Annotated in this window: 23 protein-coding genes; 6 read left to right on the top strand and 17 right to left on the bottom strand. The window is 63.3% G+C overall.

Annotated elements, in window-relative coordinates; all coding sequences use genetic code 11:
* Positions 1–5: 5 nt before the first annotated feature.
* From rnc to I7X09_RS02110, 9 genes are all read right to left on the bottom strand, one after another.
* Positions 6–779, bottom strand: coding sequence for a ribonuclease III (gene rnc / locus I7X09_RS02070; protein ID WP_200315351.1), 774 nt, complete (start codon positions 777–779; stop codon positions 6–8).
* 19 nt (positions 780–798) lie between these two features.
* The gene (rpmF, locus tag I7X09_RS02075; protein WP_007729318.1) at positions 799–981 is read right to left on the bottom strand and encodes a 50S ribosomal protein L32; all 183 of its coding nucleotides are present in this window, start codon (positions 979–981) and stop codon (positions 799–801) included.
* A 2-nt stretch (positions 982–983) separates the two neighbouring features.
* On the bottom strand, positions 984–1,544 hold the full coding sequence (locus I7X09_RS02080; protein WP_007729319.1) for a YceD family protein: 561 nt from the start codon (positions 1,542–1,544) through the stop codon (positions 984–986).
* A gap of 189 nt (positions 1,545–1,733) precedes the next feature.
* Positions 1,734–2,495 carry a DivIVA domain-containing protein gene (locus tag I7X09_RS02085; protein ID WP_166809806.1) on the bottom strand — a complete coding sequence of 254 codons (762 nt, stop codon included), beginning with the start codon at positions 2,493–2,495 and terminating at the stop codon, positions 1,734–1,736.
* Positions 2,496–2,626: 131 nt separating this feature from the next.
* Positions 2,627–3,121 (bottom strand): pantetheine-phosphate adenylyltransferase, encoded by a 495-nt coding sequence (gene coaD / locus I7X09_RS02090; RefSeq protein WP_003942776.1) that lies wholly within the window; start codon positions 3,119–3,121, stop codon positions 2,627–2,629.
* Positions 3,118–3,684 (bottom strand): 16S rRNA (guanine(966)-N(2))-methyltransferase RsmD, encoded by a 567-nt coding sequence (rsmD, locus tag I7X09_RS02095; protein ID WP_200315353.1) that lies wholly within the window; start codon positions 3,682–3,684, stop codon positions 3,118–3,120. The genes coaD and rsmD overlap by 4 nt, the downstream gene beginning before the upstream one ends.
* Positions 3,681–7,085 carry a pyruvate carboxylase gene (locus tag I7X09_RS02100; RefSeq protein WP_200315355.1) on the bottom strand — a complete coding sequence of 1,135 codons (3,405 nt, stop codon included), beginning with the start codon at positions 7,083–7,085 and terminating at the stop codon, positions 3,681–3,683. The genes rsmD and I7X09_RS02100 overlap by 4 nt, the downstream gene beginning before the upstream one ends.
* 120 nt (positions 7,086–7,205) lie before the next feature.
* Complete coding sequence (gene recG, locus I7X09_RS02105) at positions 7,206–9,467, bottom strand: ATP-dependent DNA helicase RecG (protein ID WP_200315357.1); 2,262 nt, start codon at positions 9,465–9,467, stop codon at positions 7,206–7,208.
* Positions 9,468–9,540: 73 nt separating this feature from the next.
* A complete protein-coding gene (locus I7X09_RS02110; protein WP_124566321.1) occupies positions 9,541–11,250 on the bottom strand; it encodes a DAK2 domain-containing protein in 1,710 nt (569 codons plus the stop codon).
* Positions 11,251–11,597: 347 nt separating this feature from the next.
* Here I7X09_RS02110 and rpmB point away from each other — a divergent pair, with 347 nt between their 5' ends.
* A complete protein-coding gene (gene rpmB / locus I7X09_RS02115) occupies positions 11,598–11,789 on the top strand; it encodes a 50S ribosomal protein L28 (RefSeq protein WP_003942669.1) in 192 nt (63 codons plus the stop codon).
* Between the two features lie 117 nt (positions 11,790–11,906).
* A complete protein-coding gene (locus I7X09_RS02120) occupies positions 11,907–12,701 on the top strand; it encodes an enoyl-CoA hydratase-related protein (RefSeq protein ID WP_124566322.1) in 795 nt (264 codons plus the stop codon).
* 66 nt (positions 12,702–12,767) lie between these two features.
* Here the strand turns inward: I7X09_RS02120 and I7X09_RS02125 are convergent, their stop codons facing one another.
* Genes I7X09_RS02125 through I7X09_RS02135 form a run of 3 tightly spaced genes read right to left on the bottom strand, consistent with a single transcriptional unit; the run spans position 12,768 to position 14,896 of the window.
* Positions 12,768–13,439 (bottom strand): uracil-DNA glycosylase, encoded by a 672-nt coding sequence (locus I7X09_RS02125; RefSeq protein WP_095969221.1) that lies wholly within the window; start codon positions 13,437–13,439, stop codon positions 12,768–12,770.
* Entirely contained in the window at positions 13,439–13,960 is a 522-nt protein-coding gene (locus tag I7X09_RS02130) for a gamma carbonic anhydrase family protein (RefSeq protein WP_007729328.1), read from the bottom strand. The genes I7X09_RS02125 and I7X09_RS02130 overlap by 1 nt, the downstream gene beginning before the upstream one ends.
* A 9-nt stretch (positions 13,961–13,969) precedes the next feature.
* Positions 13,970–14,896, bottom strand: coding sequence for a thiamine-phosphate kinase (locus I7X09_RS02135; RefSeq protein WP_234036991.1), 927 nt, complete (start codon positions 14,894–14,896; stop codon positions 13,970–13,972).
* 182 nt (positions 14,897–15,078) lie between these two features.
* On the opposite strand from I7X09_RS02135, the gene I7X09_RS02140 reads away from it, so the two are divergent.
* Positions 15,079–15,771 (top strand): DUF3515 domain-containing protein, encoded by a 693-nt coding sequence (locus I7X09_RS02140; protein WP_200315360.1) that lies wholly within the window; start codon positions 15,079–15,081, stop codon positions 15,769–15,771.
* Here the strand turns inward: I7X09_RS02140 and I7X09_RS02145 are convergent, their stop codons facing one another.
* From I7X09_RS02145 to I7X09_RS02155, 3 genes are all read right to left on the bottom strand, one after another.
* The gene (locus I7X09_RS02145) at positions 15,772–16,878 is read right to left on the bottom strand and encodes a D-alanine--D-alanine ligase family protein (RefSeq protein ID WP_200315362.1); all 1,107 of its coding nucleotides are present in this window, start codon (positions 16,876–16,878) and stop codon (positions 15,772–15,774) included.
* 72 nt (positions 16,879–16,950) lie between these two features.
* A complete protein-coding gene (locus I7X09_RS02150; protein WP_200315364.1) occupies positions 16,951–18,102 on the bottom strand; it encodes a cystathionine gamma-lyase in 1,152 nt (383 codons plus the stop codon).
* Positions 18,099–19,097: an NAD(P)H-dependent glycerol-3-phosphate dehydrogenase gene (locus I7X09_RS02155; protein ID WP_019747941.1), complete on the bottom strand. Its 999-nt coding sequence runs from the start codon at positions 19,095–19,097 to the stop codon at positions 18,099–18,101. Before I7X09_RS02155 ends, I7X09_RS02150 begins: the two co-directional genes overlap by 4 nt.
* 126 nt (positions 19,098–19,223) lie before the next feature.
* On the opposite strand from I7X09_RS02155, the gene cofC reads away from it, so the two are divergent.
* The 3 genes from cofC to I7X09_RS02170 all read left to right on the top strand — a co-directional run bounded on the left by cofC (position 19,224) and on the right by I7X09_RS02170 (position 23,212).
* Positions 19,224–19,973: a 2-phospho-L-lactate guanylyltransferase gene (gene cofC / locus I7X09_RS02160; RefSeq protein ID WP_325100597.1), complete on the top strand. Its 750-nt coding sequence runs from the start codon at positions 19,224–19,226 to the stop codon at positions 19,971–19,973.
* A 180-nt stretch (positions 19,974–20,153) separates the two neighbouring features.
* Positions 20,154–22,268: an RNA degradosome polyphosphate kinase gene (locus I7X09_RS02165; RefSeq protein WP_442800607.1), complete on the top strand. Its 2,115-nt coding sequence runs from the start codon at positions 20,154–20,156 to the stop codon at positions 22,266–22,268.
* A gap of 17 nt (positions 22,269–22,285) precedes the next feature.
* Positions 22,286–23,212, top strand: a complete 927-nt coding sequence (locus I7X09_RS02170) for an NUDIX hydrolase (protein ID WP_095969214.1) — start codon at positions 22,286–22,288, stop codon at positions 23,210–23,212.
* A 166-nt stretch (positions 23,213–23,378) separates the two neighbouring features.
* Here the strand turns inward: I7X09_RS02170 and I7X09_RS02175 are convergent, their stop codons facing one another.
* Both I7X09_RS02175 and leuD read right to left on the bottom strand, forming a co-directional pair.
* The gene (locus I7X09_RS02175; protein WP_047271271.1) at positions 23,379–24,065 is read right to left on the bottom strand and encodes an HU family DNA-binding protein; all 687 of its coding nucleotides are present in this window, start codon (positions 24,063–24,065) and stop codon (positions 23,379–23,381) included.
* A 157-nt stretch (positions 24,066–24,222) separates the two neighbouring features.
* Positions 24,223–24,831 (bottom strand): 3-isopropylmalate dehydratase small subunit, encoded by a 609-nt coding sequence (leuD, locus tag I7X09_RS02180; protein WP_095969213.1) that lies wholly within the window; start codon positions 24,829–24,831, stop codon positions 24,223–24,225.
* Positions 24,832–24,856: the final 25 nt, after the last annotated feature.

Genomic DNA, 24,856 nt, shown 5'->3' on the forward strand with positions numbered 1-24,856 from the left:
TGAACTCAGCCGGCGAGATCAGACGGGTCGTCAGCAGCGACTGCGGTTGCAGTGGCATTCTCCGACATCGTCTTCCATGCCGAACTTGCTGCCTTCTGCTCGGCTTCCTTCTTGGAACGACCGACACCGACGCCCAAGGGCTTGCCACTGATGAGAACGGTGGCCGTGAATTCCTTGTCGTGATCGGGTCCGGTAGCGGTGATCTCGTAGACGGGAACTCCGGCACCGTGTTCTGCGGTCAGTTCCTGCAGACTCGTCTTCCAATCCAGACCCGCGCCCAGAAGCGGTGCGCGAGTGAGTAGATCGTCGAACAGATCGAGAACAACGCGTCGCGCGGTCTCGATGCCGTGCTGCAGGTGGATGGCGCCGAGAATCGACTCCATACCGTCGGCGAGGATGGACGGCTTGTCACGGCCGCCCGTCATTTCCTCACCCTTACCCAGCAGCAGGTGCGCTCCGAGTCCACCTTCACCCAGAGTCCTGGCAACCTCGGCGAGTGCATGCATGTTGACCACGCTCGCACGAATCTTCGCCAGATCACCTTCGGATTTGTCCGGGTGGGACAGATAGAGATTTTCGGTCACCGTGACGCCGAGAACGGAATCCCCGAGAAACTCGAGGCGCTCGTTCGTGGGCAGTCCGCCGTTCTCGTACGCGTACGAGCGGTGCGTGAGGGCCAGGGTCAGAAGACCGGGCTCTATATCTACGCCGACAGCGGCGAGGAGCTTGTCGTGATTGCCCTCGCCGCCGGCGGCTGAAACTGTATTTTCGCTCGTCATAGTCTTTCTCCGGGGAGAACTAGACAGCAGCGGTTACCTGGCGGCCCTTGTAAGTACCGCATGACGGGCATGCGATGTGGGGAAGGGTCTGCTCGCCACAGCCACGGTTGGGGCAGGTAACGAGGGTGGGCACAGTGGTCTTCCACTGGCTACGACGCGACCGCGTGTTGGATCGCGACATTTTGCGCTTGGGGACAGCCACTTCTACTTCTCCTCGGCTTCGGTGATCACAAGATTTTCGCTGGTGTTTGATTCCACGCCAAATTTGGCCGCGAGACCAGCCCAGCGAGGATCAAGTATGTCATGCCCATGCCCAGATTCCGCAATCGCCAGGCGAATGCCACATTCTGAGCACAATCCCAGGCAATCGTCACTGCACAGAGGCTGGAGCGGAAGCGCCAGCCCGACTGCATCGACTATGACCGGTTCGAGGTCGATTTCGTCGTCTTCGACCGCGTAGACCTCTCCCTCTTCCGTCGTCTCCTCGGTGGTGCTGTCCGGGTATGCGAACAACTCCGTGAGATAGATGTCCACGGTGTCGGTGAAAGGTTCGAGGCACCGCGAGCATTCACCCTTGGTGGGTGCATGCACGTTTCCGGTGACGAGAACACCTTCGGACACTGCTTCGAGACGAAGATCGAGATCTATGTCCGCGCCCGCTTCGATCGCGATCAGATCGAGACCGATACGGTTCGGGGACTGAATTGTTCTCTCGACGGTACGCATCGACCCTGGACGACGACCGAGCTTGACCGTGTCCAGCAAAAATCCCGCATCACTTGACTGATGCGACGAACTACGACGATGCGTTGACAAAGAGAACTCACCTAACTGTTGAAACTGGTATGGGCAACCACTCCACAATACGGCAGAGACAAGGCAAATCCCAATTCCGTCCACGAAAAAGTGGGCCGCCCCATATCGGACGACCCACCTTCGACTGTCTCGTTCGCTCTAGCGACGACGCTCCGAACGACGATCGTCGTCCTGGTAATCGGGAACTCCCGAACCCGTACGAAGCTGTTGGCGACCACGCCCGACCGATCGAACGGTTCCGGTGAGGAACTCTTCGAATTCGGCCAACTTGGTGTCGACGTACAGATCACACTCCGAACGCATCCTGTCGGACTCCGCGTGAGCGGCATCGATCACTCGCGCGGATTCCGCGTGAGCTGACTGGACTACCTCGGTCTGCGACACCAGACGAGCCTGCTCTGCCGTTCCCTCCGCCACCGAATGCTCGTACGATGCCTGGCCGGACTCGATCATCCGATCGGCCTCGGCACGCGCCCGGCCGGTGACGGCGTCGTACTCACGACGGCCGTCGGTGACGGTCCGTTCCGCTTCTGCTTCTGCGTCCTCGACCAGCTGATCGGCGTGTGCACGTGCTTCGGCAACCATGCGATCGGCCTGAGCCTTGGCATCGGACAGAATCCGGTCGGCATCGTCGCGTGCGTTCTCCACCGTCGACGTCGCCTCGGCGTTGGCGCTGCTGACCGTCTTCTCGGCGGTTGCTCGCGCGTCACCGACCAATTTGTCCCGATGATCGAGGACGTCCTGAGCGTCGTCCAGCTCGCTCGGAATTGCGTCCCGGACGTCGTCGAGCAGCTCGAGTACGTCACCGCGAGGCACAACACACCCCGCGGTCATGGGAACACCGCGCGCCTCTTCGACAATTGCGACCAGTTCGTCCAGTGCCTCGAATACGCGGTACACAAGCAACCCCAATCTCTACCGGCCGAAATCGGCCCACATCGTCACCGGTCCACTCGGACCTGTGCCCGTTCCTGTCCAAGTTTGCCGGAAGAACAGCCAACGGGGTGTCGTCGTGGTCGGTGTGTCGGGGATCAGCTGTTTTCGGCTGCTCGCTCGGCGATACGCGCGAGTAGCCGAGAATGCACCTTGGCAGGCAACATGTCGGAGACGTCGCCGCCGAAGGTCGCGACTTCCTTCACCAGAGAACTCGACAGGTAGCTGTACGTCGGATTCGTGGCGACGAACAGTGTGTCGACGCCGGTGAGCTTCTGATTCATCTGAGCCATCTGCAGCTCGTAATCGAAGTCGTTCGCGCCGCGCAGACCCTTGACTATCGCGCTGAGGCCTTCTTGTTTCGCATAGTCGACCAGCAGTCCGTGCCACGACGTGACGCGAACGTTGGGCAGGTGACTCGTCGCGTCTTCGAGCATCTCGATCCGCTCGTCGATCGTGAACATGCCACGCTTGCTCTTGTTGATCAGCACGGTGACCACGACCTCGTCGAATTGCGCAGCAACTCTTCCGATTACGTCGAGGTGACCGTTGGTCACGGGGTCGAAGGATCCGGGGCAGACGGCGCCAGTCATGAGTCCAGACCGTAGCAGGTGGCCAGCTCGATGCGGGCTTCACCGTAGTTCTTGGCCTTGATCGGCTCGTAGCCCTGAGGCCACACGGTCTCCGGCGAGCGCGACGAACGTTCGAGTACGACGATCGTGCCCTCCCCCACCCATTTGTTGGCCTGCAGATCAGTGAGCATGGACACGACGGCATCGTCGGTCACCGCGTACGGCGGGTCCGCGATCACGATGTCGTATTCACGCGCGCTCGGACCCGAGACCACGGCCGCGACCGGAGCGGCGCGAACCGTCGCTCCCGGCAACGCGACAGTGCCGATGTTCGCCTTGATGACGGCAGCAGCCTTGGCATCCAATTCCACGAGAACGACGTGCTCGGCCCCCCGCGAAAGCGCTTCGAGGCCCAGAGCACCCGAACCAGCGAAGAGGTCGAGAACCGCGCACCCTTCGAGATCGATGCGCGCTTCGAGAGCACTGAACAGCGCCTCGCGAACCCGATCCGACGTGGGACGGGTGCCGCTCGGCGGGACTCGCAGGCGTCGACCGCCCGCGAGTCCCGAGATGATGCGTGTCACTCTGCGGCGCTCTCCCCCGTCGAGACGACTACCAGCAGGTCTCCGCCCTCGACCTGTTGGACGGCGCTGATCGCGATCCGCGATACGACGCCGGCGCGCGGCGAGGTGATCGCCGCTTCCATCTTCATCGCTTCGATCGTGGCCACGGTGTCGCCGGCCTCGATCTTCTGGCCTTCCTTCACCGCGAGCGTCACGACACCCGCGAACGGCGCCGCCACGTGGCCCGGGTTGTTCTTGTCGGCCTTCTCCGCCACCGGTACATCACTGGCAATGGAGCGATCACGGATCGAGACCGGGCGCAGCTGGCCGTTCAGGATGCACATGACAGTGCGGTAGCCGCGCTCGTCGGGCTCGGAGATCGCTTCGAGACCGATGATCAGCTCCACGCCGGGAGCCAACTCGACGCGGTGCTCGTCGCCGCGCCGCAACCCGTAGAAGAACTGGTTTGCCGAAAGCCGCGACGTATCACCGTACTTCTCGCGGTGCTCGAGGAATTCCTTTGTCGGGCCGGGGAACAGCAGACGGTTCAGCGTCGCCTGACGGTCCTTCGACGAGCCCTCGAGCAGCACCTCGTCCTCGGCGGAGAGCGTCGCTTCCGGCTTGGCCTGGCCACGTCCTTCGAGGGCCTTGCTGCGGAACGGTTCCGGCCAGCCACCGGGAGGCGTACCGAGTTCACCGCGCAGGAAGCCCACCACGGAGTCGGGGATGTCGAAGTTCGCCGGATCTGCGGCGAACTCCTCCGAAGGCACGCCGGCGCCGACAAGATGGAGCGCGAGGTCGCCGACGACCTTCGACGACGGCGTCACCTTCACAAGGTGTCCGAGCATGCGGTCTGCGTCGGCGTACTTGGCTTCGACCTCTTCGAACCGGTCGCCGAGACCCAGAGCAACGGCCTGGGTCCGGAGATTGGAGAGTTGGCCGCCCGGAATCTCGTGCGTGTACACGCGTCCCGTCGGTGCCGGCAGTCCGGATTCGAACGGCGCGTACACCTTTCGCAGCGCCTCCCAGTACGGCTCGAGGTCGCACACGTTCTCCAGGTTCAGCCCGGTGTCGAACTCGGAGTGCGCAGCGGCGGCAACGATGGCCGAGAGAGCAGGCTGGCTGGTGGTTCCGGCCAGTGCCGCGGAAGCACCGTCGACCGCGTCGGCGCCCGCCTGCCATGCTGCGAAGTACGTGGCCAACTGTCCACCGGGAGTGTCGTGTGTGTGAACGTGAACCGGCAGATCGAAGTTGCTGCGTAGAGCCGTCACCAGCTTGGTAGCCGCCGGAGCACGCAGCAGGCCTGCCATGTCCTTGATCGCGAGCACGTGAGCACCGGCGTCGACGATCTCTTCGGCCAGCTTCAGGTAGTAGTCGAGCGTGTACAGAGTTTCGTTCGGATCCGACAGATCACCGGTGTAGCTCAACGCCACCTCGGCGAGGGCCGTTCCGGTCTCACGCACCGCGTCGATGGCAGGGCGCATCTGGTCGACGTTGTTGAGCGCGTCGAAGATTCGGAAGATGTCGATGCCGGTGTCTGTGGCTTCCTGAACGAATGCGCGCGTGACCTTTTCGGGATACGGCGTGTAGCCCACCGTGTTTCGACCGCGAAGAAGCATCTGGAGGCAGATGTTGGGAATCGCCTCGCGCAGTGCGGCGAGCCGGTACCACGGATCCTCGTGCAGGAAGCGAAGTCCCACATCGTAAGTGGCGCCGCCCCAGGCTTCGATCGAGAGCAGTTCCGGAGTCAGCCGGGCCACGTGCCCGGCAACTCCGAGCAGTCCGCTGGTTCGAACTCGCGTGGCCAACAACGACTGGTGCGCGTCGCGGAAGGTGGTGTCGGTGACGCCCACGGCCTTCTGTTCGCGCAGTGCCTTCGCGAAGCCTTCGGGTCCGAGTTCGAGCAGGCGCTGACGGCTACCGGCAGGAGGAGGCGTCGAAAGATCGATCTTGGGCAGCTTGTCCTGCGGGTACACCGCCGAGGGTCGCTCACCGTGCGGCTTGTTGACCGTCACGTCGGCGAGGTAGGTCAGGATCTTGGTGCCTCGGTCGGCGGAGGAACGCAGGGTCAGCAACTGCGGACGTTCCTCGATGAAGGAGGTCGTCACGCGTCCGGCACGGAAGTCCGGGTCGTCGAGAACCGCCTGCAGGAACGGAATGTTGGTCGAGACGCCACGAATGCGGAACTCGGTGACCGCGCGGCGAGCCCTCGCGACAGCGGCTTCGAGGTCGCGACCACGGCAGGTGAGCTTGACCAGCATCGAGTCGAAGTACGCTCCGACCTCGGCTCCGAGCGTGGCGCCGCCGTCGAGTCGGATACCGGCTCCGCCCGGGGTGCGGTACGCGGTGATGCGGCCCGTGTCGGGGCGGAATCCGTTGGCCGGATCCTCGGTCGTGATGCGGCACTGCAGCGCCGCGCCGCGGAGCTTGATCGTGTCCTGTGACAGACCAAGTTCTGCAAGCGTCGAACCGGACGCGATCTTGAGCTGCGACTGGACGAGGTCTACGTCCGTCACTTCTTCGGTGACGGTGTGCTCCACCTGAATTCGCGGGTTCATCTCGATGAAGACGTGGTTGCCGCGCTTGTCGAGAAGGAACTCGACGGTGCCCGCGCACGTGTACCCGATCTCCTTCGCGAAGGCGACGGCGTCGGCACAGATCTTGGCGCGCAACTCTTCCGAGAGATTGGGCGCCGGAGCGAGCTCGATCACCTTCTGGTGGCGACGCTGCAGCGAGCAGTCACGCTCGAAGAGGTGGATGACGTTGCCCTGCTCGTCGGCGAGGATCTGCACCTCGATGTGGCGGGGGTCGATGACGGCCTGCTCGAGGAAGACCGTCGAATCGCCGAAGGCCGATTCCGCTTCGCGCGCTGCGGCTTCGATCGCTTCCTTGAGTTGTGAGCGCTCCGCAACGCGGCGCATTCCGCGTCCACCGCCGCCTGCGACCGCCTTGACGAAGATCGGGAAGGTCATGTCCTCGGCGGCCGCGAGCAACTCGTCGATGTCCGCTGACGGCTCCGAGGACGCGAGCACCGGCAGGCCGGCGGCCTTTGCCGCTGCGATGGCCCGAGCCTTGTTACCAGTCAACTCGAGGATCTCGGCGGACGGGCCGACGAACTTGATGCCTGCCTCGGCGCACGCCGCCGACAGATCCGGGTTCTCGGAGAGGAAGCCGTAACCGGGGTAGATGGCGTCGGCTCCGGCGCTCTTGGCGGCGGCGACGATTTCCTCGACCGAGAGATAGGCGCGAACGGGGTGACCCTTCTCCCCGATCTGGTAGCTCTCGTCTGCCTTGAGACGGTGGATCGAGTTCCGATCCTCGTACGGGAACACCGCGACGGTTCCGGCACCTAGTTCGTAGGCGGCGCGGAAGGCACGGATCGCAATTTCGCCGCGGTTCGCGACGAGCACTTTGGAGAACATTCGAGAAAACTACCCCGATTTCATCTTGCGTCTACATGCGGAGTCTCATATTTCGGACTGAATCGAGAAACCAACCCGGCGGTCCTCGTGCTATTCGATTTCAGCTTGTCGTCATACCCGTCACGACTTCTCGAGGTACTCGATCCGGTCGGAGTCCAGGGCAGCGGTCACCATGGAAGCGAGGGCGGGATGACCCTCGAGCGACGGATCGGAGTCGACGATTCCCTGAGCGAACTCCCTGGCGGACTCGAGGATGTCGCCGTGGGCCATGAGGGAAAGCAGTCGCAGATTCGAGGTTGTGCCCGACTGCGCCGCACCGAGGATGTCTCCTTCACGTCTGGTCGCGAGGTCGAGTTGAGCCAGTTCGAACCCGTCGTTGGTCGCTGCCACCGCCGAGAGCCGCTCGTACGCCGGTCCGCCGGGATTGCTTCCGGTGACGAGGATGCACAGTCCCTGGTGTTTGCCTCGACCGACTCGTCCGCGCAGCTGATGGAGCTGACTGACGCCGAACCGCTCGGCGTCGACGATCACCATCACCGTCGCGTTCGGAACGTCGACACCGACTTCGACAACGGTCGTACAGACAAGGACGTCTATGTCACCGACGTTGAACGCGCTCATCACGACGTCTTTTTCGTCGGAAGGCAGTCGACCGTGCAGTAACCCCACTCGCAGGTCGGCCAGCGGGCCGCTCGACAGCTCCTCGAAGACGTCGACCGCCGACTTGGTCTCCGGCTGCTTCTCCTCGGTGAACTGGTCCTCACCGGCACCCTGCTCACCGTCGCCGATCCGCGAGCACACGACATACGCCTGACGACCGTCCGCGACGTCCTCACGGATTCGTTCCCATGCCCGATCCACCCACTGCGGCTTCTGCTTCGCGGGCACGACACTGCTCTTGATCGGGGTTCGCCCACGCGGAAGCTCTCGCAGGGTCGATACCTCGAGGTCGCCGAGCACCGTCATGGCGATGGTTCGCGGAATCGGCGTTGCCGTCATCACCAGCAGATGCGGACTCAGTCCTTCGCGGGCACGTGATCGCAATTGATCACGTTGCTCGACGCCGAAGCGGTGCTGCTCGTCGACCACAACCATGCCGAGGTTGAAGAACTCCACGTTGTCCTGAATGAGTGCATGGGTACCGATGACGATCCCGGCGTCGCCGGTCACGGCTTCGAGCAGCGCTGCGCGCTTCGCAGCCACAGGCAGCGAGCCGGTCAAAAGGGCGATCCGGGTGGAATGTTCGGCCGAACCGAGCTCACCGTCTGCGGCCAGCGGGCCCATCATCTTGCGCAGTGATCGCGCGTGCTGGTTTGCCAGGACCTCGGTGGGTGCGAGCAACGCACACTGATACCCCGCATCGACGACCTGCAGCATCGCGCGCAGAGCCACGATCGTCTTGCCTGACCCGACCTCGCCTTGGAGAAGCCGGCTCATCGGGTGTGGGCGGGCGAGGTCGCCGGAGATCTCCTCGGCGACTGCTTGCTGTCCCTCCGTCAGAGTGAACGGGAGCATCTCCTCGAACTGATCCGCGATCCCGCCGGCAACCGGAGCGCAGGCCGGAGCCACACGCTCGGAGTTGTCGTGACGACGCATCGCGAGGACCAACTGCAGAGACAGCGCCTCGTCGAAACGCAGACGATCCTGTGCTCGTTCGATGTCTTCCTTGGTATCCGGGAGGTGAACGGTACGCAGCGCCTCGTCCAAACCGATGAATCCGTGTTCCGCCCTGGTCTCGTCAGGTAACGGCTCCTCGATCGGATCGAGTTGGTCGAGTACTTGCCGCACGCACCGCATGATGGTCCAACTCTCGACCTCGCGGGTCGCCGGATACAGCGGGATCAATGCGCGGTCGAAGACGGACAGATCGAGTTCCGCGCCGGGATCCTGATTTGCGCGAGCCAGGCCCGCAAGGTCACCGGCTCCCTTGATAGACGCCAAGGGAACCACCGAATCCTCCTCGCCGACACGAGGTTCCGGCAGGATCAGGTAACTCGGATGAGTGAGAGACCACTTGCCGCGGAAGTACTTCACCGTCCCGGAGAACATCGCCCGCACGCCGGGCTTGATGACGTGCCGCACCTTCTGCGGGTTGAAGAACGTGACGTCGACGGTCTGCGAATCAGTGGCCAGCGATACTCGCAACATCTGCCCCGGACGGTTCTTCATCTTCACGACGGCCGCCGACGCCACCCGCGCGATGATGGTGATGTGCTCACCCTCGGGCGGCTCCTTCTCGGCAAGTTCCTTGCCTGCCGACGCGTACCGATGTGGGTAGTGACGCAGCAGGTCCTCGACCGTCCGGATCTCGAATGCCTCGTCGAGCGCGTCCGCGGTCTTCTTTCCCAAAAGCCGATCGAGCGGGTCGGCGAGCGTCGCCATCAGTTCCTCCAGCACAGTGTCGCGGTAAGCACATGTGTTCGTATATCAGTAGTCACCGACAGACCCGGTTCGATCACTCCACACCCAACTGGAACAGGTCACCCGGCTGATCGCCCTGATAGACGAGCACGTCGACGCCCGGGTGATGCGCGATCACGTGTGCCTCGAGTTGCCCGGCCAGGTCGTCCGGCGCGTCCGCACCCATGAGTAGGGTCACGAGTTCGCCACCGGATCCAAGCGCAAGGTCGACCAGTCTCGCACTCGACTCCGCGACGTCGGGCCCGATGAGCACCACCTCGTGCCCCATCAGACCGATCGCGTCACCCGGGTCACAGGTCCCGACGTACGTCAGGGAGCGTTCGACGGCAATGCGCAGCGATCCCCACCGAGTCGCAGCTGCGGCCTCGGACATCGTGAAGCCGTCGTCGGCGACGTTGCGCTGAGCGTCGTGAACGGCGAGGGCCGCCAGGCCCTGGACCATCGACGATGTCGACAGCAGCAGAACCTGGTGAAGCGGATCGCGGGCAGCGGCACTGACTGCGACCAGTTCCTGAGCGGTCAAAGCTCCGTTCGGAAGCACCAGAACTTCGCTTCGCTCCATCTGACGGATGCGGCCGAGCAGTTGCGCGCGTGTCACCGGCGCGTCGTCGCACCGAAGAACCGTCGCGCCCTCACTCTCGAACAACGCCGCCGCACTGTCACCGGCAACGACAGCCAGTACGCCGCGCGCGCCGGCGCCGGGGAATCGCCTCTCCGCCCGTGCCACCAGCTGGTCTCGTTCGTCGACGAGAAAACTGCTGATGCGAATGCCGTGGACCTTCCCGGCCTCGAGACCTGCCTCGACGGCAGCGCCGGCATCGCAGCAATGCACGTGCACCGACCAGCCACCGAAGCCGTCGCTGACGATGACCGTCGAATCCCCGAGGACGGACAGCCGCGTGCGCAGCGCCGTCATGCGATCGTCGTCCGAGTCGTCGACGAGGTACATGACCTCGAAATCCTGTTCCGAGTGATCACCGCATTCGATCGGGCTCTTGTGAGCCCAATCGTGATCGAAAGCGCTGACGTCGACAACTGCGCTCGACTTCGGGTCCGGCGTCCCCAGATCCTCGCGAACCTGCGCTTTCCCGGTCACCACCTCGACAAATGCGTCGAGAATCAGAACGAGTCCGAATCCCCCGGCATCGACCACTCCGGCGGAGGCCAGAACGTCCAGTTGCTCCGGGGTCTTGTTCAACGCGACCGCAGCCGCATCGGCAGCGGCGGCAACCACGGAAGCAAGGTCCTCGCCACTCGGCGTCCTGGTGTCGACGCACTCCTGCGCCGCCTCCCCCGACGCGCGCAGAACCGTGACGATGGTGCCTTCCACCAGATCGGAGACAGCCCGAGAGGCCAGCGCCGTCGCCGTTGTCAGCGAGTTCGCAAAGCTGCGACCGTCGATGTGCTCGCCGTGGACGCTCTCGGCAATGCCCCGGATCACCTGGGACAAGATCACTCCGGAATTGCCCCTGGCACCCGATACCGCGCCCCGAGCCAGAGCGTTGGCGACGCGACCGGCACTGCGGACGTCGTCCTCGATCGTCTCGGCGGAATCGAGGGCAGCTCGCATCGTGAACAACAGGTTGGTGCCGGTATCCGAATCAGGGATGGGAAAGACGTTGAGGCTGTTGATCTCTCCACGACGTTTCTGGAGGCTGTCGACCGCCCGACGGGCCCAGCGCCGCAGCAGATGGCCGTCCGCGACGGATTCCACTTCATCGGCGACGCGTTGCACTTCCCCCACTGACGGTTCCCTTCCACGACGGAAAGACTGACGACTGACCGACCGCGACGAAAACGAGATCGGCGATCGGTGCAGTCGAGGGTAGTCCGACGCTTCGGCGCAACCGTGACTACCGGGCGGTTTGGCCATTCGGGCCGGAAGCGGTTACTCTTACACGGTTGCCTCGAACGGGCTACACGAAATAATGCTGCACATTGTTTGTTGCTGATTGACTGTTTTCACGTTCGACTGCACAGTGAGCGGTCAAGGATCGGTTCGAAGTCGAGTATATTCGGATTGTAATTCTGGCTGCCCTACCGTGTAGGGTAACCACTTCAATATTCATTTCTAACAAGGAGTTCGCGACTATGGCTGCCGTCTGCGACGTATGCGCCAAGGGGCCCGGCTTCGGTAAGTCGGTCTCGCACTCGCACCGGCGTACCAATCGTCGCTGGAACCCGAACATTCAGTCTGTTCGTACCGAGGTTGCCCCGGGTAACACCCGTAAGGTCAACGTGTGCACCTCCTGCCTGAAGGCAGGCAAGGTCGCTCGGGGCTGATTGCCCGAGCACAAACTATTGCAGGCTCTGCCCCCGTCACTTCGGTGACGGGGGCAGAGCTGTATCTATGTGTCCCCGTGTTTCGTTTGGCTGTCAGGCACCCGTAATGTGCGTTGAGTGACTTCTATCGATGACCTGAGCAAAGTGACCCTCGACGAGGGCGTACTCCGCATCACCATTTCCACCGCCGCCAACGGCACCTCACTCGACGACGAAGGACTTGTTCAGGGCGCGCAGGCGCTCGAGACAGTCGGAAACGACATCGGGAGCATCCTTCTGGTCGGCGAGGGCGCAAACTTCTGTGCCGGCGGCAACGTCCGTGCCTTCGCAGCAGCCCCCGACCGCGGCGAGTACGTGGCCGAAGTTGCCCGCGTCTTCCACGTGTTCGTACGCGCGCTCGACGCCGCGACCGCTCCGGTGGTCGCCGGAGTCCACGGATGGGCAGCCGGCGCCGGAATGAGCCTGGTCTGCCTCGCCGACGTCGCGATCGGCGGAACCGGCACCAAGCTTCGCCCTGCCTACCCCTCCATCGGTTTCACCCCGGACGGCGGGATGTCGTGGACACTCCCCCGCATCGTCGGTGCGGCACGCGCTCGCGAGATTCTTCTCAACGATTCGGTGATCGGTGGCGACGAAGCCGTCCGCCTGGGGATTCTCACGCGACTCGTCGGCGACGACGAGGTTCAGGAAGAAGCAGCTCGCCTCGCCCGCGCCTTGGCCAACGGGCCGAGCACGTCGTACTCGGGAATCAAAGCGCTGCTGCGTTCGTCACGGACGAACTCGCTTGCCGAGCAACTCGACGCCGAAGCTGCGTCCATCGCCCTCGCGGCGAACAGCCCGATCGGCCGCGAAGGTGTCGACGCATTCGTCGAAAAGCGTCGCCCCGATTTCACTTCCGCAAAGCAGGCGTAAGTCAGCGGCATGCCGAACGTCGCGCCACGACGTTCGGCATGCCAGGTGAGTGCAGACGCAGTTCGATCAGCCCAGATTCCAGTCGACCGGATCGGCTCCCAGTCCGGTCAAGAGTTCGTTCGCACGACTGAACGGGCGCGAACCGAAGAAACCGCGCGAGGCCGAAAGCGGTGACGGGTGCGCGGATTCGATGATCGGTGTGTCGCCGAGCATCGGCGCGAGGGTGGCCGCGTCCCGACCCCACAAGATCGCCACCATCGGCGACGACCGCGCGACCAGAGCGCGGATAGCCTGCTCGGTGACCGGTTCCCAGCCCTTCTTGCGATGAGAAGCGGCTTGCCCAGGCTGCACGGTGAGAACGCGATTGAGAAGCAGCACACCTTGTTTCGACCACGGCGTCAGATCGCCGTTCGGCGGTATCGGCAACCCGAGATCCTGGTGATACTCCTTGTAGATGTTGCCGAGGCTTCGCGGAACCGGCCGCACGTCCGGGGCAACCGAAAAGCTCAACCCGACAGCATGACCGGGCGTCGGATAGGGGTCTTGACCGACGATCAGCACCCGAACGTCGTCGAACGGGTTCGTGAATGCACGCAAGACGTTCTCTCCCGCAGGCAGATACTCCCGTCCCGCAGCGATCTCGTCGCGCAAGAACTTACCCATCGCGGAGATCTGCTCCGAGACCGGTTCGAGTGCCCGCGCCCACCCTGGATCGACGATCTCTGCAAGCGGCGCCATCAGTCGAGCCTGCGCAACGCGTCGCGGTAGTACGCCGCATTGGCTGCGTACATCTTGACGTTCCCGTCGAGGTGACCGAGCGGAACCTCGTATCCCGCACGGACCTTGGCCGGCACACCGAGTGCCATGCTGCGCGGCGGAACCTGCATCTTGTTGGCCACCACCGCACCAGCGGCGACGATCGACCCCGTCCCGATCACCGTACCGTTGAGAACAACTGACCCCGATGCGATCAGGCAGTGGTCCTCGATGGTCGACCCCTCGATGTGCGCGTTGTGGCCAACGACGCAACCGGAGCCGATGACGGTTGCATCGATGGCGGTGCAGTGGATGACGGTTCCGTCCTGGATGTTGGATCCGATTCCCACCGAAATGGTTCCGTAGTCACCACGCAATACCGCTTGCGGCCAGATAGAGGTTCCCGCCGCGAGAGTCACGGCGCCGATCACCACCGCGTCCGGGTGGACGTACGCGTCCGGATGGATGTCCGGAACTCTGTCTCCAAGTGCATATACAGCCATGAAAGCAACCTATACCGCGGTGGTGCCGGTGGTCGAAAAGCTGTGCCAACCTCCGCCGCTCTCGCGGAGGGAACCGTCGACCGTCACACCGGACCCGCCGACGACCTCACCGATCACAGTCCACCCCGAAGGAATCTCGACTTCCGGCCCGAAAGTTGCTGCAAATCCGTGATCTTCACCACCGGAGAGGATCCACTCCAGCGGATCGACGTCGAGGACCTCGGACGCCGACGCGACGTCGGGTGAGGTCGGAACCGTCGCCGAGAAGATGTCGAACCGCACGTCCGATGCCTCTGCAAGATGTCGGAGATCCGCGATCAATCCGTCGGATACGTCGGTCATCGAATGTGCTGATCCTGCCGCCGCCCAAGCCGATTCATAGGGCGGATTCGGAATCCGATGAGAAGCAAGCAAATCCGGAAAACCTTCCGCTTCGTCGAGAAGTAGGGCCAAACCCGCTGCCGAACAACCGAACAACCCGGCGACCGCGATCCTGTCACCGACCTTCGCTCCCGACCGCAGCACTGCCGGACGGCCGCCGAGATCGCCGAGTACGGTCACCGACACGACGATCACCGGTGATTGGACGAGGTCTCCGCCGACTACACCGGCTCCCAGATCGGTTGCCGCGTCCCAGATCCCGGCCGAGATCCCGTCGACCACGTCGACGGGAGTCGACGGTGGGCACCCCAGAGACACGGTGAATGCCGTCGGCCTCGCTCCCATCGACACCACGTCGGCAGCGTTCTGGGCCACCGCCTTGCGGCCGATGTCCCGCGGCGAAGACCAGTCCATTCGGAAATGTCGACCCTCGACCAGCATGTCGGACGAGACGACGACGCGACCGTCACCGGAGGTCACGATCGCGGCATCGTCACCCGGCCCCAATTCAGTGGTGACCGGTTGGATTCGGCCGACGAGAGAGCGCGCGATCACGTCGAACTCCCCCACCTGTTCGACGGTGTGCTCTGACCCGAACTCCGATGATGCAGCGAGCCCCGATGATGCAGCGAACTCCGATGATGCGATGAGTGTCTCCAATGCCGACGCAATTCGCTCGTAAGCGGCCTGCGGTACCTTCTAGCTGTGGTCGTGAATGCTTCTGCAAGCTCACGCGTGTGTCGGCAATCCTACCGATTCACCGCCGTGTCCTCAGAAGTGACAAGACCGCCGATCGACTGGACCAGGACCCGAGCGAAGAACTGAGCATGGCAGAAAACACTTCCACCGCAGACAACACCGACATCGACCCCGACGGCGACGACGATCCGTCCGAGCGCCGCAGTCCGGCACTGATCGCGACCGCCATCGCGCTCCCGGTGGCCCTGATCGTCGGAGTGGTGATCGCAGCCGTCGTCGCGGGAAACAACCCCGAACTCTCGCCCGTGGCGCTCGGTCCCGTGCCGGCACCGGCTGCAGAGTCGGAGACCTGCGTTTCCCTTCTCGATGCGCTTCCCGACAAGATCGACGACTTCACGAAAGCCGAGTTGGTGGAGCCTGCTCCGGTCGGAGCCGCCGCTTGGCAGCGCAGCGAAGGTGAGCCGATCGTGCTGCGCTGCGGACTAGACCGTCCGTCCGAGTTCGATCAGGCGGCAGCGCTACAGGTCGTCAACGGCGTGCAGTGGTTCCAGGTCTCGGGAACCGACATCGGTCTGGCGGCGAGCACGTGGTTTGCCGTAGACCGTGGCGAGTACATCGGTATCACTATCCCCGACGGGACCGGCCCGACGCCGATTCAGGAGATCTCCGACACCATCACGGCGACTCTCGAACAGAAGCCTCTCGACCCGGCACCGGTCGCGGTTCCCTGATCAGCGAAGGCCGGTGCCTCGAGCGATGGCGGTGTCGACCAGTGTCGAAATCAAAGTGCGGTAATCGATTCCGGTGGCGTTCCACATCTTCGGGTACATCGAGATGGAGGTGAACCCGGGCATCGTGTTGATCTCGTTGATCACCGGACCGTCGGCCGTGACGAAGAAGTCGACTCGCGAGAGTCCTTGGCAATCGAGGGCCTTGAACGCGCGGACTGCAAGCTCCCTGATCTGGTCGCTCACCGACTCGTCGAGTTTCGCAGGGATGTCGAATTCACAGACGTCGTCGAGGTACTTGGTGTCGAAGTCGTAGAACGCGTCCGAATCGGCGTCGGAATCCGGCATCCGGATCTCGGCGACCACACTCGCCTTGACGTCGCCGTTCGGGAATTCGAGGACGCCGCATTCCACCTCGCGGCCGATAATCGCGCCTTCGACGATCACCTTGGGATCGTGCAGGCGTGCATGAGCAATCGCCCCGTCCAGACCGTCCCAATTGCTCACCCGAGTGATGCCGATGGACGAGCCTCCACGAGCGGGCTTCACGAAAACCGGAAGGCCCAACTCAGCCTTCTGCTCTTCGGTGAGCGTTGCGGTTCCCGGTCGAAGCACGACCTGCACTCCGACGGGAAGTCCTTCAGCAGCAAGAAGCTTCTTCGTGAACTCTTTGTCCATGCCGGCGGCGCTGGCCAGGACTCCGGGTCCGACGTACGGAACCCCGGCAAGTTCGAGCAGACCCTGAATGGTGCCGTCTTCGCCGTAAGCCCCATGCAGAACGGGGAACACGACGTCGACCGACGCGAGCACAGCACCGGCGTCCGACCCGTCGAAGGAGATGACTTCGCCCTCGCGGGTGGGGTCCGCGCTGAGGACCACCGACGTTCCGTCCTTGTCGACCGACGGCAGTGCGCGCCCGCTGATCGAGAGGGCGCTGGGGTCGCTCGAACCGAGCACCCAGGAACCGTCGACGGTGATGCCGATCGGTACGACGTCGTACCGATCGGGGTCGAGGTTGCTCAGGACGCTTCCGGCGGAAACACAGGACACTGAATGCTCATTGCTCCGGCCACCGAAGATCACGGCCACGCGGGTACGGCTGCTGTTCACGCGTCAAACCGTACCGCCGAATCGACTTCGGCACGCGATCGGGCCGGACCCGAAATCATCGACGTGGTCCGCTCAGGCGTCGAGCGCACGCTCGATGTCGACCAGAAGATCGGCGGTGTCCTCGATGCCACAAGCGATTCGGACAAAACCCGCACTGACCGGATCGCCCCAGCGCGCACGGCGATCCGCCGTCGTGTGGATCCCGCCGAAGCTGGTGGCGGCCGTGACGAGAGCGCTCGCTTCGACGAACGAGTGGAATGCCTGAGCCGAATCCAGTTCGACGCTCACCAGTCCGCCGAATCGATTCATCTGACCGGATGCCGTTGCGAAGGACGGGTCACCGCGAAGGCCCGGGTAACGAACGGACCGGACCGCTTTGTGTCCCGCCAACATCTCGGCCAGGGCCAGCGCGTTGTCGCACTGACGTCCGAATCGCAGGCCTGCCGTGCCGAGACTGCGGTGCGCAAGCCACGTCTCGAAGGGGCCGAGCACTGTTCCCGAAAGAAGTCGCTCACGCTCGATTCGCTGACTCACCGCCCCATCGGAGGTGGCGACGTAACCCATCAGGAGGTCACTGTGCCCGCTGAGGGCCTTGGTACCGCTGGCCACGACGATGTCGGCACCCAATTCGAGCGGGCGCTGCCCCAGCGGTGTCGCAGTCGTGTTGTCGACGATCAGCAGCGCGCCCGATCGGTGGCACACGTCGGCGAGCACGCGAAGGTCGACCACGTCCAGCACCGGGTTGGACGGCGTCTCGGCGACGACGACCACGCGGCCCGGCGACGCGGCGAGCAGATCCGCGAAGCTCGCGTCGCCCATCTGCAGAGTCGAAACTTCGCGAACCGTGATCCCCAACGGCGCGAGGCGCTCATTCGCGTACAACCGCACCTGGTAGTACCCGTCCGAGGGCACGACGACCGTATCTCCGGTGACGAGCACGCTGCGCAAGGTCGCGGTGATCGCGGACATTCCCGATCCCATGACGAGGCCGTAGTCCGCTCCTTCGAGCGCCGCGAGCGCTGATTCGAGTCCGCGCCAACCCGGGTTCGATGCACGAGCGTAGGTATCGGACTCGGAGCCTTCCTCGGGCGAAAGTTGGTACGGCGCAGCGAATATCGGCCCAAGCTGCATGGGCTGACCCGCGGCGTGTTCGCGCGCGACGGCGCTCACGCTGCGCGTCGAATCCCCGTAGTCCCCGCGATGACTCATACCGATTTCACTCATTCCGGCTTCGTCCGGCGTCCGAGCAACTGACCGATCGCATCGCTGACGGCCATACCTTCGTGGCACACCCGATGGACCGCGTCGGTCAACGGCATCTCCACGTCGTATCCGGCAGCGAGTGCGCGTACCGACGTGCACGACTTCACGCCCTCGGCGACCTGACCGTTGGTTGCCTTCTGCGCCGACTCCATCGACCCGCCCCGTCCGAGCCGCTCTCCGAACGTCCGGTTTCGCGACAACTCGGACGTGCAGGTCGCTACCAGGTCACCGACACCCGCCAAGCCTGCGAGAGTCGACGCCTTGGCTCCGAGCGCAACACCGAGCCGGATTGTTTCGGCGAGCCCGCGGGTGATGATGCTGGCAACCGTGTTGTCGCCGAACCCACTACCGGCGGCCATGCCACAGGCCAGTGCGATCACGTTCTTGCACGCACCGCCGATCTCACAACCGATGACGTCGGAATTGGTGTACGGCCTGAAATAGCCGGTAGCGCAAGCATCCTGGAGAGCGAGGGCACGCGAGGAGTCCGAGCAGGCGATCACCGTCGCCGCGGGCTGCCCGCTGGCGATCTCGTGTGCAAGATTCGGGCCCGAGAGCACCGCGACGCGCCCCGGTTCCACACCGGTCACCGACACGATGACCTGGCTCATGCGCATGAGCGTCCCGGTCTCGATTCCCTTGGCCAGACTCAGCAGAGTCGCATCGGGTCCGATCGAGCCCTTCCACTGCTCCAGGTTTCCCCGTAGCGACTGCGAGGGAACCGCCAGCACGATGAAGTCAGCGCCTGCCATCGCCTCCTCGTGGTGGTGGGTCGCGCGGATCGACGAAGGCAAAGCAATGCCTGGCAGATAGTCGCTGTTCTCGTGTGTGGTGTCGATGCGCTTCGCGACCTCTTCACGCCTGGCCCACATCGTCACGTCGGTTCCGGCCTCGGCCATCACCTTCGCCAACGCCGTTCCCCACGAACCTGCGCCCAATACAGCTGCCTTACTCACACGCTCACCCCGTCTACCCGGCGAAGCGGGTCGCCGCCAGAAAAATCGTCTGCACAGAGTATCGCCTGTGGTGCACTGCGGTGGGCAGCCGCGGACACCGAGCGTGATGACTGGCAAGATCGAGGGATGGACAGCGCGGAACCCCCGTACCCACACGTCGTGGAGACACCGCATGCGCGCACGGAGATCGAACGCCCCATGCATGCGATAGTGGCCGTCAAGTCCTTGAGATCGGCCAAGTCCCGCCTCGCGGGCGAACTCGACTCGGATGCGCGTGCAGACCTGGTGTTGGCCATGCTTCACGACACCCTCGCCACAGTCGCAGCCGTCTCGGCCATCGACAGCGTTACAGTGGTCACCCCAGACCCCACCGTTGCCGCACTTGCATATTCCGTCGGCGTGACGGTCTACGCCGATCCAGCTCCCGACGGCGCCCGAACGAACGGCGCAACACCGCGCACGGAAGAAACCCTCAATGCGGCGCTGAGTGCAGCGGCCGCCGATATCCGAGCCAAGCGCGGAGTGGTCGACCTCGTTGTGCTGCAAGCCGACTTGCCCGCCATGCAACCAAGCGAACTGACGGAGGCCGTGGCCGCCGCCCGAAGCGGCGGACGTTCCGTCGTCGTCGATCATCACGGCACCGGCACCTCCGCATTGTTTGCGTGTGGAGAGAGTGCGCTCGACCCTCGATTCGGACCGGAATCTGCACTTGGACATACCAATTCAGGCGCTCGTCCACTCAACGGCCAATGGCCGGGACTGCGCACCGACGTCGACACCCATGCCGATCTCAGCACTGTGCGAGCACTGGGAGTAGGCCCCGCCACATCGGCTTCGTTGACCAGACTCAAGGCCACGCCGTCGAACAGCCGATGAATTTTCTTTCATCGATTGTCGGACCGCGCGATTGTGGGGGATGATCGACGAGTGAGCAATGGCGAAGCACTCGAAAACCGTATTTCCGAAGACCAGTCGGACGGAGACCACAGCTCCGGCCGGCACGAGAACGGCGCGGCCACCTCGCCGCGATCTCAGGCCGTCGCGGTCGCCACCAACATCCCGGGCGCGCCCCCTGCAGCTACCAAGGCAGAGCTACCCGAATTGCTCGTCGGGCTCCCCGAGGATCGTTACCTCAACCGCGAACTCAGCTGGCTCGATTTCAATGCCCGTGTTCTCGCATTGGCCGCCGACGAGTCACTGCCGTTGCTCGAACGCGCAAAGTTCCTCGCCATCTTCGCTTCCAATCTCGACGAATTTTTCATGGTCCGGGTCGCCGGACTCAAGCGCCGCGACGAGACCGGACTGTCGGTCAGGTCCGCCGACGGCCTCTCCCCACGCGAACAATTGGCGCTCATCGCGCGTCGCACCCAGGAACTCGCCGACAAGCACGCGCACGTGTTTCTCGACTCGGTCCGCCCTGCCCTGGCGGCAGAGGGCATTTCGATCGTTCGGTGGGCCGATCTCAGCGCCGATGACCACGGCCGACTCTCGGCACATTTCCACGAGCAGGTCTTCCCGGTACTGACGCCGTTGGCAGTCGATCACGCTCACCCGTTCCCCTACATCAGCGGACTGAGCCTCAACCTCGCCGTGACGGTGAAGGACTCCGTCACCCGCGGCGAACACTTCGCTCGCGTCAAGGTTCCCGACAACGTCGGCCGGTTCGTGCGAGTCAAGAGCACGACGTCTTCGTCCACCATCGATTCGTTCCTCCCGATGGAAGAACTGATTTCGGCTCATCTGGACGTGCTGTTCCCCGGAATGGAAATCGTCGAACATCACGCTTTCCGAATCACACGCAACGCCGATTTCGAGGTCGAAGAGGATCGGGACGAGGATCTGCTGCAGGCACTCGAACGTGAATTGGCGCGTCGCCGTTTCGGTTCACCCGTTCGACTCGAAGTTGCCGACGACATGACCGAGCACATGCTCGAACTGCTTCTGCGTGAACTCGACGTCGATCCGGCCGACGTGATCGAGGTTTCCGGTCTGCTCGACTTGTCCTGCCTCTGGCAGGTTTACGCCGTCGACCGCCCGGCTCTCAAGGACGCGCCGTTCGTCCCGGCGACGCATCCGGCGTTCGGTGAGCGCGAGACTCCGAAGAGCGTCTTCTCGACCCTGCGCGAAGGCGACGTGCTCGTCCACCATCCTTACGACTCGTTTTCCACAAGCGTTCAACGCTTCATCGAACAGGCCGCCGCCGACCCGCAGGTACTCGCGATCAAGCAGACCCTGTACCGCACTTCCGGCGACTCCCCCATCGTCAACGCACTGATCGACGCCGCCGAAGCCGGCAAGCAGGTTGTCGCGCTGGTGGAGATCAAGGCGCGCTTCGACGAGCAGGCCAACATCAAGTGGGCACGCAAACTCGAACAGGCCGGCGTTCACGTCGTCTACGGTTTGGTCGGTCTCAAGACTCACTGCAAGACTTGCCTCGTCGTCAGGCGAGAGGGCTCGACCATTCGTCGTTACTGCCACATCGGCACCGGCAACTACAACCCGAAGACCGCGCGTATGTACGAGGACGTCGGATTGCTCACCGCAGCACCGGAGATCGGTGCGGACCTCACCGACCTCTTCAACTCGCTGACCGGATACTCCCGAAAGACGAGTTACCGCAACCTTCTCGTTGCGCCGTACGGGGTTCGACGCGGGATCATCGAGCGGATCGACAACGAGATCGCGCACAAGCTCGCAGGCCGCGAGGCCGGTATCCGCTTGAAAGCCAACGCATTGGTCGACGAGCAGGTCATCGACGCGTTGTACCGCGCGTCCAAGGCCGGTATCCCCGTCGAGATCGTGGTCCGCGGAATCTGCGCGCTCAAGCCGGGCGTCCCCGGCCTCAGCGAAAACATCGAAGTACGTTCCATTCTCGGACGCTTCCTGGAACACTCGCGAATGTTCCATTTCCGCTCGGCCGACGAGTTCTGGATCGGCAGCGCAGACATGATGCACCGCAACCTCGATCGCCGCGTCGAGGTCATGGTGCAGGTCAAGGACCCGAAACTGTCGAAGCAGCTCGGTGACATCTTCGACTCCGCGCTCGATCCCCGAACTCGCTGCTGGGTACTGCATCCGGACGGGAGTTGGGTCGCTGCCCCCGAACGCGGTGAGGACGTACGTGAGCATCAACAGTCGTTGATGCGCAGCCGCACCGCCAGCGGGTCTTGACGGGCTCGGATCACACAATGAGCGACAAGCCGGTCAAAGCCAACATCTTTGCCGCAGGCGCGGTTCTGTGGCGGAAGGCTCCCCAGGATCCTTCCGCCATCGAGATCGCCGTCGTACATCGACCGAAGTACGACGACTGGTCATTCCCCAAAGGAAAGCTCGATCCCGGCGAGACCTTCTTGACCGCGGCAGTTCGCGAGGTCCGCGAAGAGACCTCGATCACCGGACGTTTCGGAAGGCACCTCGGTGGCGTGACGTACCCGATCCCGGGACATCGCAAACTCAAACGGGTCGAATACTGGTCGGCCGAAGCAGTAGACGGAGATTTCGGGCCGAACAACGAAGTAGATGTTCTCTATTGGCTTCCGGTCGCCGAGGTCGCCGATCATCTTTCCTACCCGATGGATCGGATGATTCTTCGCCGCTTCGTTTCCATTCGGCCGGACACGAAAACGGTATTGCTCGTCCGCCACGCAAAAGCTGGAAGCCGTAAGCGGTACAAGGGCGACGACAATGTGCGTCCACTCGACGCCAAGGGCAAAGAGCAATCCGCCGCCTTGGTCGAACAGCTGAAAATCTTCGGAGCCGATTCGGTTTTCGCGGCTGACCGTACGCGCTGCGTCGACACCGTAATGCCATTGGCGGAGGCATTGGGTGTCGAAGTTTCGACGGAACCTCTTCTGACCGAAGAAGGTTACGAGGCCGATCCCGAGGCCGCCAGGGCACGTGCGCTGCAGATCGCCGCGTTGGAGGGCACTCCCGTGATCTGCAGCCAAGGAGGCGTCATCCCCGATTTGATGCGCTGGTGGGCTGATACGGCCGGTGTAACACTGCCCTCCGCACGCAACCGTAAGGCGAGCACTTGGGTGCTCTCGTTCCTCGACGGCCGTCTGGTTGCCGCCGATCACCTCGACAGCCCGCTCCCCAAAGTCGCCAACTCCTGAGGGATTTGGACCAACCGACACCCAGCTCGAGTCGGTAGTTTTGCAAAGCACTGAAACACAGGAGAATTCACACTTCTCCCAGGCAGCAAAAAGAGGTGCAGCCGCGGATCTGATCCGCGGCTGCACCTCTTTGTCTTACGGCATCGGGTTTTTCACCCGAACGCGACTACTTTGCGCGCTTGGCCGGAGCCTTCTTGGCCGGAGCCTTCTTGGCTGCGGTCTTGGCGGGAGCCTTCTTGGCCGGAGCCTTCTTGGCCGGAGCCTTGGCTGCGGTCTTGGCGGGAGCCTTCTTGGCGGGAGCCTTGGTGGCAACCGTCTTCTTGGCTGCGGTCTTGGCCGGAGCCTTCTTGGCGGGAGCCTTGGTGGCAACCGTCTTCTTGGCTGCGGTCTTGGCCGGAGCCTTCTTGGCGGGAGCCTTCGCGGCAACCGTCTTCTTGGCTGCGGTCTTGGCCGGAGCCTTCTTTGCCGGAGCCTTCTTGGCTGCGGTCTTCTTGGCAGCAGCCTTCTTGGCTGCAGCCTTGGTGGCCGGTGCTGCTACGCCACGCTTGACTGCCGGGCCGGTGGCCGGAAGCTTCTGTCCACCAGCGATAACAGCCTTGAACTGCGCACCCGGACGGAAAGCCGGAACCGACGTCGGCTTGACCTTGACGGTCTCGCCCGTACGCGGGTTGCGTGCAACACGTGCTGCACGACGACGCTGCTCGAAGACTCCGAAGCCGGTGATGGTCACGCTCTCGCCACGGTGGACGGCGCGGACGATGGTGTCCACGACGTGCTCCACTGCGTCGGTCGCTGTGCGCCTGTCCGAACCCAGCTTTTCAGTCAGAACATCGATGAGCTCTGCCTTGTTCATTGAAATTCCTCCGCTAATTGTGGTCCACCGTCGGACCGACTGAGAACCACGGTAAACCTGATAACGGCAAGAGTCTATGTGCCACGCCAATTCTCATTCAACGTGACTGCGAAATGGTGACCTATTTCTCTTCCCGCGCGGAGTCGCGGATTTCGGTTCAGCCCTGCGAAATTCGGGCTGGAAGGGTAGTCGGTTTCCATGAAGGCCTTGACTTTTCGAACTCGGAAATCGCTTCTACCTGCCGCAATGTCAGTCCGATGTCGTCGAGACCCTCCAGCAGACGCCACCGTGTGTAGTCGTCAATATTGAACGGCACCACCGTAGTTCCGGCGCTCACGGTCCGATTCTCGAGATCTACTGCCAATTCCAGTCCGGGCTGCTCTTCGAGCAACTTCCAGAGCAATTCGACGTCGCTCTGCTCGACCTGTGCCGCCACGAGACCGGCTTTTCCGGCGTTCCCGCGGAAGATGTCGGCGAACCGGGAAGCGATGACGACTCGAAATCCGAAGTCCGAGAGAGCCCACACGGCGTGCTCACGCGAAGAGCCCGTGCCGAAATCGGGGCCGGCTACGAGGACACTTCCCTTGTCGTACGGAGCCAGATTGAGAATGAAGTTGGGGTCGGTACGCCAGCCTGCAAACAGCCCGTCCTCGAATCCCGTGCGCGTCACCCGTTTCAGGTACACGGCGGGGATGATCTGATCGGTATCGACATTCGAGCGTCGCAGCGGGACGCCGATACCCTTGTGCGTGGTAAAGGATTCCATCGAAATTCTCCTAGAGAAGGTAAGT

The sequence above is a fragment of the Rhodococcus sp. P-2 genome, from assembly GCF_016598535.1.
GTDB lineage: Bacteria > Actinomycetota > Actinomycetes > Mycobacteriales > Mycobacteriaceae > Rhodococcus_F > Rhodococcus_F baikonurensis.

Bases quoted from the DNA above. Each gene is read 5' to 3' on its own strand.
- I7X09_RS02130 (WP_007729328.1), bottom strand. From the start codon at position 13,960: ATGGCTGTATATGCACTTGGAGACAGAGTTCCGGACATCCATCCGGAC.
- I7X09_RS02100 (WP_200315355.1), bottom strand. From the start codon at position 7,085: ATGTTCTCCAAAGTGCTCGTCGCGAACCGCGGCGAAATTGCGATCCGT.
- I7X09_RS02125 (WP_095969221.1), bottom strand. From the start codon at position 13,439: ATGGCGCCGCTTGCAGAGATCGTCGATCCAGGGTGGGCGCGGGCACTC.
- rnc (WP_200315351.1), bottom strand. From the start codon at position 779: ATGACGAGCGAAAATACAGTTTCAGCCGCCGGCGGCGAGGGCAATCAC.
- cofC (WP_325100597.1), top strand. From the start codon at position 19,224: ATGGACAGCGCGGAACCCCCGTACCCACACGTCGTGGAGACACCGCAT.
- leuD (WP_095969213.1), bottom strand. From the start codon at position 24,831: ATGGAATCCTTTACCACGCACAAGGGTATCGGCGTCCCGCTGCGACGC.
- rpmB (WP_003942669.1), top strand. From the start codon at position 11,598: ATGGCTGCCGTCTGCGACGTATGCGCCAAGGGGCCCGGCTTCGGTAAG.
- recG (WP_200315357.1), bottom strand. From the start codon at position 9,467: ATGGCGACGCTCGCCGACCCGCTCGATCGGCTTTTGGGAAAGAAGACC.
- coaD (WP_003942776.1), bottom strand. From the start codon at position 3,121: ATGACTGGCGCCGTCTGCCCCGGATCCTTCGACCCCGTGACCAACGGT.
- I7X09_RS02170 (WP_095969214.1), top strand. From the start codon at position 22,286: ATGAGCGACAAGCCGGTCAAAGCCAACATCTTTGCCGCAGGCGCGGTT.
- I7X09_RS02150 (WP_200315364.1), bottom strand. From the start codon at position 18,102: ATGAGTGAAATCGGTATGAGTCATCGCGGGGACTACGGGGATTCGACG.
- I7X09_RS02175 (WP_047271271.1), bottom strand. From the start codon at position 24,065: ATGAACAAGGCAGAGCTCATCGATGTTCTGACTGAAAAGCTGGGTTCG.